Source organism: Lutibacter sp. (genome assembly GCF_040883305.1).
In the GTDB taxonomy this organism is placed as follows: domain Bacteria; phylum Bacteroidota; class Bacteroidia; order Flavobacteriales; family Flavobacteriaceae; genus Lutibacter.
In genome coordinates, this window is record NZ_JBFLKT010000089.1 from 1 (window position 1) to 7,576 (window position 7,576).

Genomic DNA, 7,576 nt, shown 5'->3' on the forward strand with positions numbered 1-7,576 from the left:
AAATTATCTTGCCAATTATACCAACGAAGTGCAGATATTTTTCTAGGAGTTCCATTTAACATTGCTTCTTATGCCCTGTTAACAATGATGATGGCTCAAGTTTGTGATTTAGGTTATGGAGATTTTATTCACACTTTTGGAGATGCACATATTTACAGCAACCACAGCGAACAAATTGCTTTACAACTATCTAGAGAGCCAAAACCATTGCCTCAAATGGAAATCAACCCAAATGTTAAAAATATCTTTGATTTTAAATTTGAAGATTTTACCTTAGTCAATTACAATCCGCATCCGCATATTAAAGGTGTTGTTTCTGTATAATATTAAAATAAAGAAAACGTTAAGCATAAAAAAACAATATGGACTCTCTACAATTAAAGAATAAAATTATTCAAAGGATTATTGAAATAGAAGACGTAAATTTATTAAAATCAATTGATGCTCTTTTTGATACGTCAGATAAAAACATTGCAAAATTTTTAACTTTTGCAAATGAAAAATTTTCGCAAGCTGATGAAAAAGAAGACTTTACAGATTACATAAAAGAGTGGGTCAAAAATATGTAATCTCAAAAGTTTGCCATGAAAAAAATAATTTTACTACTCTCTTTTTGTTGTTTTACTATGTTTTATGGACAACAATCAACGAATTTTAAAGATAGATGGGATACTCACACAAACCCAAATACCGATAATTATTTTTACCATCATTTTAAAAAATATATAAGTGAAGATTTAATTTCAAAAGAATTATTTCCTAAAGAAACTTCAAAAATTATTTTAGAATTTAACCTTGATAGCCTTTATTACTCTATTAACATTAGAACAAATACTACAAACAAGGCTCTTAAAAAAGCCATTATAAAAGGTTTTGAAGAAATAGATTTTCAAAAAATTGAAATAAAAAGTGCATCACAAATGCACAACTATTCTTTTCAAATATTGGCTATTGAAAATGGAGAAGCTGTTTTAAAATGTAGCTCTAGTGTTTTACACGAAATACCTCCAATTCTTGAAGGCTGTGAAAAAAACCTTAATTATAAAGATTACAATAAATGCTTTACTGCTAACTTAGAATATTTTATTGAAACCTCTTTTAATTCCAAAAAGATTGCGGATATTAATATAGAAAATGAATTAAATATATACTCTAAATTAAATTTTACTAAAATTAGTAAACTGGAAATTCTAGCAGTAAAATCAGATGATTCATTGTTAGTTGAAGGCACAATAGAAGCTCTTGAAAAATTCAATTATAGATTTAGACCGGCTACTTTAAATGGTATTAAAGATAATTACTCTGTTGATATAGTTATTGACAGTGATAACATTGGAAATCAATCAGATGCAGCCTATTTTAAAAATGCTTCTTCAGAAAATGAACTTTCGGAGCATTTTAGAAATGAACTCTCTCAAGAGTTAATTAATTTGGCTAATTTTAATTTAAAAAGAAACAACATCACACTCTCTTTTTATACAACTAAAAAAAATGAACTTGAGCAAATTAAAACAGATGCAAACAATGAAAGTTTAGACAAAGCAATTATTGAAGCATTTGAAAAATTCCCTTTTGAAAAACTAGATATTTCAGGTAAAAGTCCATTAAATAATTATGGAATTCAGGTTATAACATTAGAAGATAATAAAAATATTATTAAATGTAGTGAGCCCAAAGTTTTACAAACTTTACCAATTTTAAATGGTTGTGAAAAATCAAAAAGTATTTCAATTTTAAAGAAATGCAATCAGAATGTAATGAATAGTAAAATAGCATTAAATTTTGATAAAAATGCTGGTAGAAGAGTCCGTAAAACTGGTGTTGTAAGAATTTTTGCCGTATTTTCAATTAACTCACTGGGAGAAATAGCGGATATTAATGTACGGGCGCCTCATAAAGATTTAGAACTTGAAACTGTTAGAGTATTAAAAAAAATTAAGGTTTCACAACCTGGTTTTCAACGTGGTAAGCCCGTTCGAGTAAAATATTCTTTACCAATAGCTTTTAAAATACCTATAAAAAAAGAAATTAAAAGTAGGTTTCAGAATTAAAATTATCTTAAATTGTAACATCTATGAATGAACAGCACGAATTGTATGAAAATGCTCGCAATCGAATTAAACAAAAGAAACGTTTATATTATCATTTTATAGTTTTTTTAATTGGTTCGGTATTTTTAATTGTTCTTAATAAATTTTTAAACGTTTGGGAACAGTTTGATTGGTTTGTTTGGGCAATTTTAATTTGGTTCTTCCTTTTTGTATTACATTTTATTAATGTTTATGTTACCAATAAGTTTATGAATACAGCATGGGAGCGCAAACAAACGGAAAAATTAGTACTAAAACAAGAAATAAAGATTGCTAAATTAGAAAAAGAAATAGCCCAAGAAGCAGATCTCAAAGCTGAAAGTGAGCAATATGCCACAGAAATAAAAAAAAAGCAAGAACTGCCAAAAAATACAGAAAACGAATGATTACAATTATAGCTGCAATAGCAGAAAATAATGCTTTAGGCAAAAACAATCAACTTATTTGGCATTTACCAGCTGATTTAAAAAGATTTAAACAAGTTACATTAAATCACCATATTATTATGGGTAGAAAAACTTTTGAATCTCTTGGGAAACCACTTCCAAATAGAACTACTATTATAATAACTAGAAATAAACATTTTACCGCTGAAGGTTGCATTATTGTAAATTCTTTAAATGAAGCATTAAAGGCAGCTGAAATAGATGATAACCCTTTTATTTTAGGTGGGGCAGAAATTTATAATCAAGCCATTGAAATTGCAGACAAGATAGATCTAACTTTTATACATCATACTTTTGATGCCGATGCATTTTTTCCAAAAATTGATACTTCAATATGGAAAGAAACTTCTCGACAATATTTTAAAGCCGATGAGAAAAATAAATATGATTATAGTTTTGTATCATATATTAAAAAGTAAAAAAAGAGCCTTCAACAGAAAACTCTTTTAAACTAAACCAAACTTAAATAATATATGAATTATTATTATTCTTTATAAACTTTCTGTTTAAATACTTTACCTGCACTTTTCATTACAATGCTATAATTTCCAGATTTAAGATTTTTTAAATTTAATTTTTTTCCTAAATTTATATCACCATTTAACTTTTCTCTATACAATAAATTTAATTGTTGATCATATAAATTAATTTCAAATTCTTCTTTATTAAAAGCTATTTTCGAAATAAAAACTAAATCACCATCTTGCCTTACAATAGGCTTATAATAGGTACTTTCAATGTTGTTTTTAAATTCAAATCCTTTAGAAGTTACTTTAAAAGGCATTAAGTTAATTCTTGTTCTACCTTCAATCTCAAAGTAATAGTTACCTGTTGGTAACGTGTTTAAATCATATTTCTTTGAGAAATAATTTTCTTCAAACTTTTCAGTATATAAAACCTCTCCAAAAGCATCTTTTACACTTATTGTTAAATTTCCGTCCGTATTTTTTAGTTTTAAATCAATTAACTTTAAATCTATTACATTTACTTTAACATTATTATTAATGTTTGTTGCCTTAATTACAACTGTAGCTAATACAGCTACAATAAGTAAACTCTTTTTAATTAAATTTTTCATATTTCAATAATTTATTAATTAGTATGGTACAAATGTATGATGGATATTCAATGTAAAAAACTTCACATTTTTCATATTTATATTCTATTTTAACTGTTAATTAATTGTTAAGATTTTATAGGGTTAAAATAGAACATAAACATATTAAATCTAGATATAATCTTTGTTCTTTTTATTTTTACTTTTGTATATATGGCAAATATGAAAAATACAAAGCCCACATTTAAAAAACTAAATCCAGAATTTGGAAGCTCAATCCGGATAAAACAACATAGCAAAAACGTTGTAGATAGTTTGCCTTCTTGGCATTTTCATCCAGAGTTAGAGTTAATTTATGTTAATAAGGCTAATGGGAAAAGACATATTGGAAGTCATTTATCATATTTTAGTAATAGTCAATTAATTCTAATTGGAGCTAATTTACCTCATAGTGGTTTTACTGATAGATTTACTTCAAATGGTAAGGAAACGGTAATACAATTTAAAGACGATTTTTTGGGAGAAAACTTTGTTAATTTACCTGAAATGAACCTTGTAAAATCGTTATTTCTTAAAGCTAAGAAAGGAATTTTATTTAATATTGAAGTAAAAAAAACAGTTGGCCCAAAAATAGAAAAATTAGTAAATTTTGAAGGAATGGACCGAATTATTCATTTTTTAGAAATTTTAAAAGATTTAGCGCAAACAAAAAACTATTCCTTATTAAATGTAGATGGGTTTGCTTTTGAAGTTGAACCTCAAGATAACAACAAAATAGATGTTATTTTTGGATTTGTAAATACAAACTTTAAAAGACCTATTCCTTTAGAAGAAATTGCAGAAAAAGTAAGTATGACTGTTCCCGCATTTTGTAGGTATTTTAAAAAATCTACAAATAAAACATTTACACAATTTGTAAATGAATTTAGAATTGTACACGCCACAAAATTACTTGCAGAAAACCATTCGAGTATTACAGAAATTTGTTTTGAAAGTGGATTTAATAATTTCTCACATTTCAATAAATTATTTAAAAAATTTACAGGAAGTAGTCCATTAAAATATCGCAACGAAATGAAAAAATTACTGGTTCAAAAGTAATTTTTTTGGTATCTATCATTCCCGCATATTCGTCGTTCCTGCGAAAACAGTAATGACAACACAAAACAACTCCAATTAAAGAATTAAACTAAGTTTAGTAACTTATTTAATATCTAAAATAAAAGGGGCTCTAGCTTGTATTCCTTTTAATGTTGAAAGTTGTTTTATATTTTGATATATTTTATAATTCTCCTCTCCTAGCTCTTCCAAAAACAATTTTTCTTTCGATTTCATAAAAGGAAAACTATTAATTCTATCTTCAAAATCTAACTTATAACTAGGGTAATTTCTTACTTTATAATCTGTTACTTCAGCCAATTCAGCAGCATGTAAAATGGCATCGTCTAAATTACCTAATTCATCTACCAAGCCTTTTTCAACAGCTTCAACTCCAGACCAAACTCTACCTTGCGCAACACTATCAACTTCAGACACTTCCATATTTCTTCCTTTTGCAACTCTTTCTAAAAAAATAGTATAAACCTGTTCAACACCTTCTTGAGTTACAGTTCTAAAAGCATCCGTCATTGGCTCAAAAACACTATAACTAGCACCTTTATTTGTACTTACTTGTTCGGCGTTAACACCAATATTATCAGCTAATTCACTAATATTTGGTAATACTCCATAAACACCAATTGAACCTGTAATTGTAGTTGGTTCTGCAAAAATTGCGTCTGCATTACAAGCAATATAATAACCACCAGATGCTGCTACATTACCCATAGAAACTACTATTGGCATTTGTACACTTGCTAGTTCCAATTCTCTCCAAATCAGTTCGCTTGCCAGCGCACTTCCACCTGGAGAATTTACTCTTAAAACAATGGCTTTTACATTTTTATCGTCTGTTGCTTTTCTTAACGCATTTATAATTAATTCTGGGCCAATATAATTTTCATCACCCTTACCGTATATAATTTCACCTTGTGCATAAATTACAGCTATTTTATTATTTGCAGAAGAACGTTTCCGTCCTTTTCCAACGGAAATATAATCTTTTAATGAAATTCGGTTTAAATCATCAACAGGTAAAAGTCCTGTTGCTTGTTTTAATTTATTAGTATATTCATCTAAATAAATATTTCCATCTACCAGATTATTTTCAAGTGCTAAAGAAGCATTTCTTGCAAATAAATTATCTGCAATAGTATTTAATTCTTCAATAGATTTATTTCTACTTTTAGAAATATCTTGTAACATTTCGTTCCAGATAGATGTTAAAAAGGATGTAATTTGAGCTCTGTTATTATCGCTCATTTTATCATATAAGTAAGGCTCAACAGCACTTTTATATTTTCCATGACGAATTACCTCCATTTTAACTCCTGTTTTATATTGCACATCTTTATAATATAAAACTTCGGTTGAAAGTCCTTTAAAATCTACACCACCAAAAGAATTGACAAAAACAGAATCTGCAACCGAGCTTAAATAATAACTCTGCTGGTCGTAAAAATCGGCATACGCATTTATAAACTTACCAGATTCTTTAAATTCTGAAAGCGCATATCGTATTGCCTGGGTTTGGGCAATTCCACCATTAATACCGGAAACACGAATACTTATTCCTTTAATATTCGTATCGGAAGCAGCATTTTCAATGGCATTTAGTATTTCATTTAAACCCATTTTACCATCATTAAATCCAAATACTTCTTCAAAAGGATTTTCGCTTTTTGGAGCATAATCTTTAATTGCACCTTTTAACCTTAATTCTAAAACCGAATTATTTTTTACCACTATTTTTTCACTTTCAGAAGCTACTGAAACTATTAAAATAAATAACATAAAAATGATGCCTAACGCTATAAATGTTCCAAAAATAGAAGCTATTAAATTTCTTAAAAATTTCATGAGTACACTTTATTATATTAAAAAAACTTAAATGTTTATAAGTTGAGCCACAAAGATATATTTTTAAATAATACTTTTCTTTTCTTTGTATTCAGTTTATGAAAATATTAAGAACCACATATCTTTCTTTAGGAAGCAACCAAGGTGCTAAACTTAAAAATTTACAAGAAGCAATTAATTTAATTGCTGAAAAAATTGGTACTGTCACTAAAATTTCATCTGTATATAAAACCGCGTCTTGGGGTTTTAAAAGTGATGATTTTTATAATATCTGTATTGAACTTTCTACAGGTTTAAATCCCGAAGATTTGCTAAAAGCCATTCATAAAATTGAAGTGATTTTAGGAAGGAAACCTAATTTAGATGCTGAATACAAAGCCAGAACCATTGATATTGATATTTTATTATTTGATACTGAAATAATTTTTTCAAAAGAATTAAATGTTCCTCATAAGGAAATGTTACACAGAAACTTTGTGCTAATTCCTTTAGCAGAAATTGCACCAAACTTAATACATCCTATTGAAAAACAACGCATTATAACTCTTGCCGAGAATTGTACAGATAGCACTGAAATAGAAAAAACGGAAGTAAATCTTGAACGCCCAATTTGTATTTCAGAAAAATATAATTACATAGCTATTGAAGGAAATATTGGTGCTGGTAAAACAACATTAACAAATATGATTGCCGAAGATTTTAATGCTAAAAAAGTGTTAGAACGCTTTGCAGACAATCCGTTTTTACCAAAGTTTTACCAAGATAAAGAACGTTATGCCTTTCCTTTAGAAATGAGTTTCTTGGCGGATAGATACTCACAACTTACAGATGATTTAGCGCAATTTGATTTATTTAAAAACTTTATAGTTTCTGATTATTATATTTTTAAATCGCTGATTTTTGCACAAGTAACTTTGCAAAAGGAGGAGTATTTTTTATATAGAAAAATGTTCGATATTATGTACAAAGAAATTACCAAACCAGATTTGTATATTTATTTATATCAAAACACACCGCGTTTATTG

General features: G+C 27.6%; 9 protein-coding genes. 7 read left to right on the forward strand and 2 right to left on the reverse strand.

The features are described 5' to 3' along the window. From thyA to AB1Z17_RS02775, 5 genes are all read left to right on the forward strand, one after another. The coding region (thyA, locus tag AB1Z17_RS02755; RefSeq protein ID WP_368050260.1) for a thymidylate synthase at window positions 1-324 on the forward strand (324 nt) is incomplete at its 5' end. Window positions 325-362: 38 nt separating this feature from the next. Then, window positions 363-569, forward strand: coding sequence for a hypothetical protein (locus AB1Z17_RS02760; protein WP_368050261.1), 207 nt, complete (start codon window positions 363-365; stop codon window positions 567-569). A 15-nt stretch (window positions 570-584) separates the two neighbouring features. Continuing rightward, a complete protein-coding gene (locus AB1Z17_RS02765; RefSeq protein WP_368050262.1) occupies window positions 585-2,051 on the forward strand; it encodes an energy transducer TonB in 1,467 nt (488 codons plus the stop codon). A 23-nt stretch (window positions 2,052-2,074) separates the two neighbouring features. Then, entirely contained in the window at window positions 2,075-2,476 is a 402-nt protein-coding gene (locus AB1Z17_RS02770) for a 2TM domain-containing protein (RefSeq protein WP_368050264.1), read from the forward strand. Beyond that, a complete protein-coding gene (locus AB1Z17_RS02775) occupies window positions 2,473-2,955 on the forward strand; it encodes a dihydrofolate reductase (RefSeq protein ID WP_368050265.1) in 483 nt (160 codons plus the stop codon). Before AB1Z17_RS02770 ends, AB1Z17_RS02775 begins: the two co-directional genes overlap by 4 nt. Before the next feature lie 65 nt (window positions 2,956-3,020). On the opposite strand, the gene AB1Z17_RS02780 is transcribed toward AB1Z17_RS02775, so the two are convergent. Continuing rightward, window positions 3,021-3,614 (reverse strand): hypothetical protein, encoded by a 594-nt coding sequence (locus AB1Z17_RS02780; RefSeq protein ID WP_368050266.1) that lies wholly within the window; start codon window positions 3,612-3,614, stop codon window positions 3,021-3,023. A gap of 201 nt (window positions 3,615-3,815) precedes the next feature. Here AB1Z17_RS02780 and AB1Z17_RS02785 point away from each other — a divergent pair, with 201 nt between their 5' ends. After that, window positions 3,816-4,694 (forward strand): AraC family transcriptional regulator, encoded by an 879-nt coding sequence (locus AB1Z17_RS02785; protein WP_368050267.1) that lies wholly within the window; start codon window positions 3,816-3,818, stop codon window positions 4,692-4,694. Window positions 4,695-4,796: 102 nt separating this feature from the next. Here the strand turns inward: AB1Z17_RS02785 and sppA are convergent, their stop codons facing one another. Further along, window positions 4,797-6,551, reverse strand: coding sequence for a signal peptide peptidase SppA (gene sppA / locus AB1Z17_RS02790; protein WP_368050268.1), 1,755 nt, complete (start codon window positions 6,549-6,551; stop codon window positions 4,797-4,799). Between the two features lie 98 nt (window positions 6,552-6,649). Between sppA and folK the strand changes: the two genes are divergently transcribed. Beyond that, the coding region (folK, locus tag AB1Z17_RS02795; RefSeq protein WP_368050269.1) for a 2-amino-4-hydroxy-6-hydroxymethyldihydropteridine diphosphokinase at window positions 6,650-7,576 on the forward strand (927 nt) is incomplete at its 3' end.

What these genes read in the sequence shown, in the direction of transcription:
- AB1Z17_RS02765 (WP_368050262.1), top strand. Translation starts at nt 585, where the DNA reads ATGAAAAAAATAATTTTACTACTCTCTTTTTGTTGTTTTACTATGTTT.
- AB1Z17_RS02775 (WP_368050265.1), top strand. Translation starts at nt 2,473, where the DNA reads ATGATTACAATTATAGCTGCAATAGCAGAAAATAATGCTTTAGGCAAA.
- sppA (WP_368050268.1), bottom strand. Translation starts at nt 6,551, where the DNA reads ATGAAATTTTTAAGAAATTTAATAGCTTCTATTTTTGGAACATTTATA.
- AB1Z17_RS02770 (WP_368050264.1), top strand. Translation starts at nt 2,075, where the DNA reads ATGAATGAACAGCACGAATTGTATGAAAATGCTCGCAATCGAATTAAA.
- AB1Z17_RS02780 (WP_368050266.1), bottom strand. Translation starts at nt 3,614, where the DNA reads ATGAAAAATTTAATTAAAAAGAGTTTACTTATTGTAGCTGTATTAGCT.
- AB1Z17_RS02760 (WP_368050261.1), top strand. Translation starts at nt 363, where the DNA reads ATGGACTCTCTACAATTAAAGAATAAAATTATTCAAAGGATTATTGAA.
- AB1Z17_RS02785 (WP_368050267.1), top strand. Translation starts at nt 3,816, where the DNA reads ATGAAAAATACAAAGCCCACATTTAAAAAACTAAATCCAGAATTTGGA.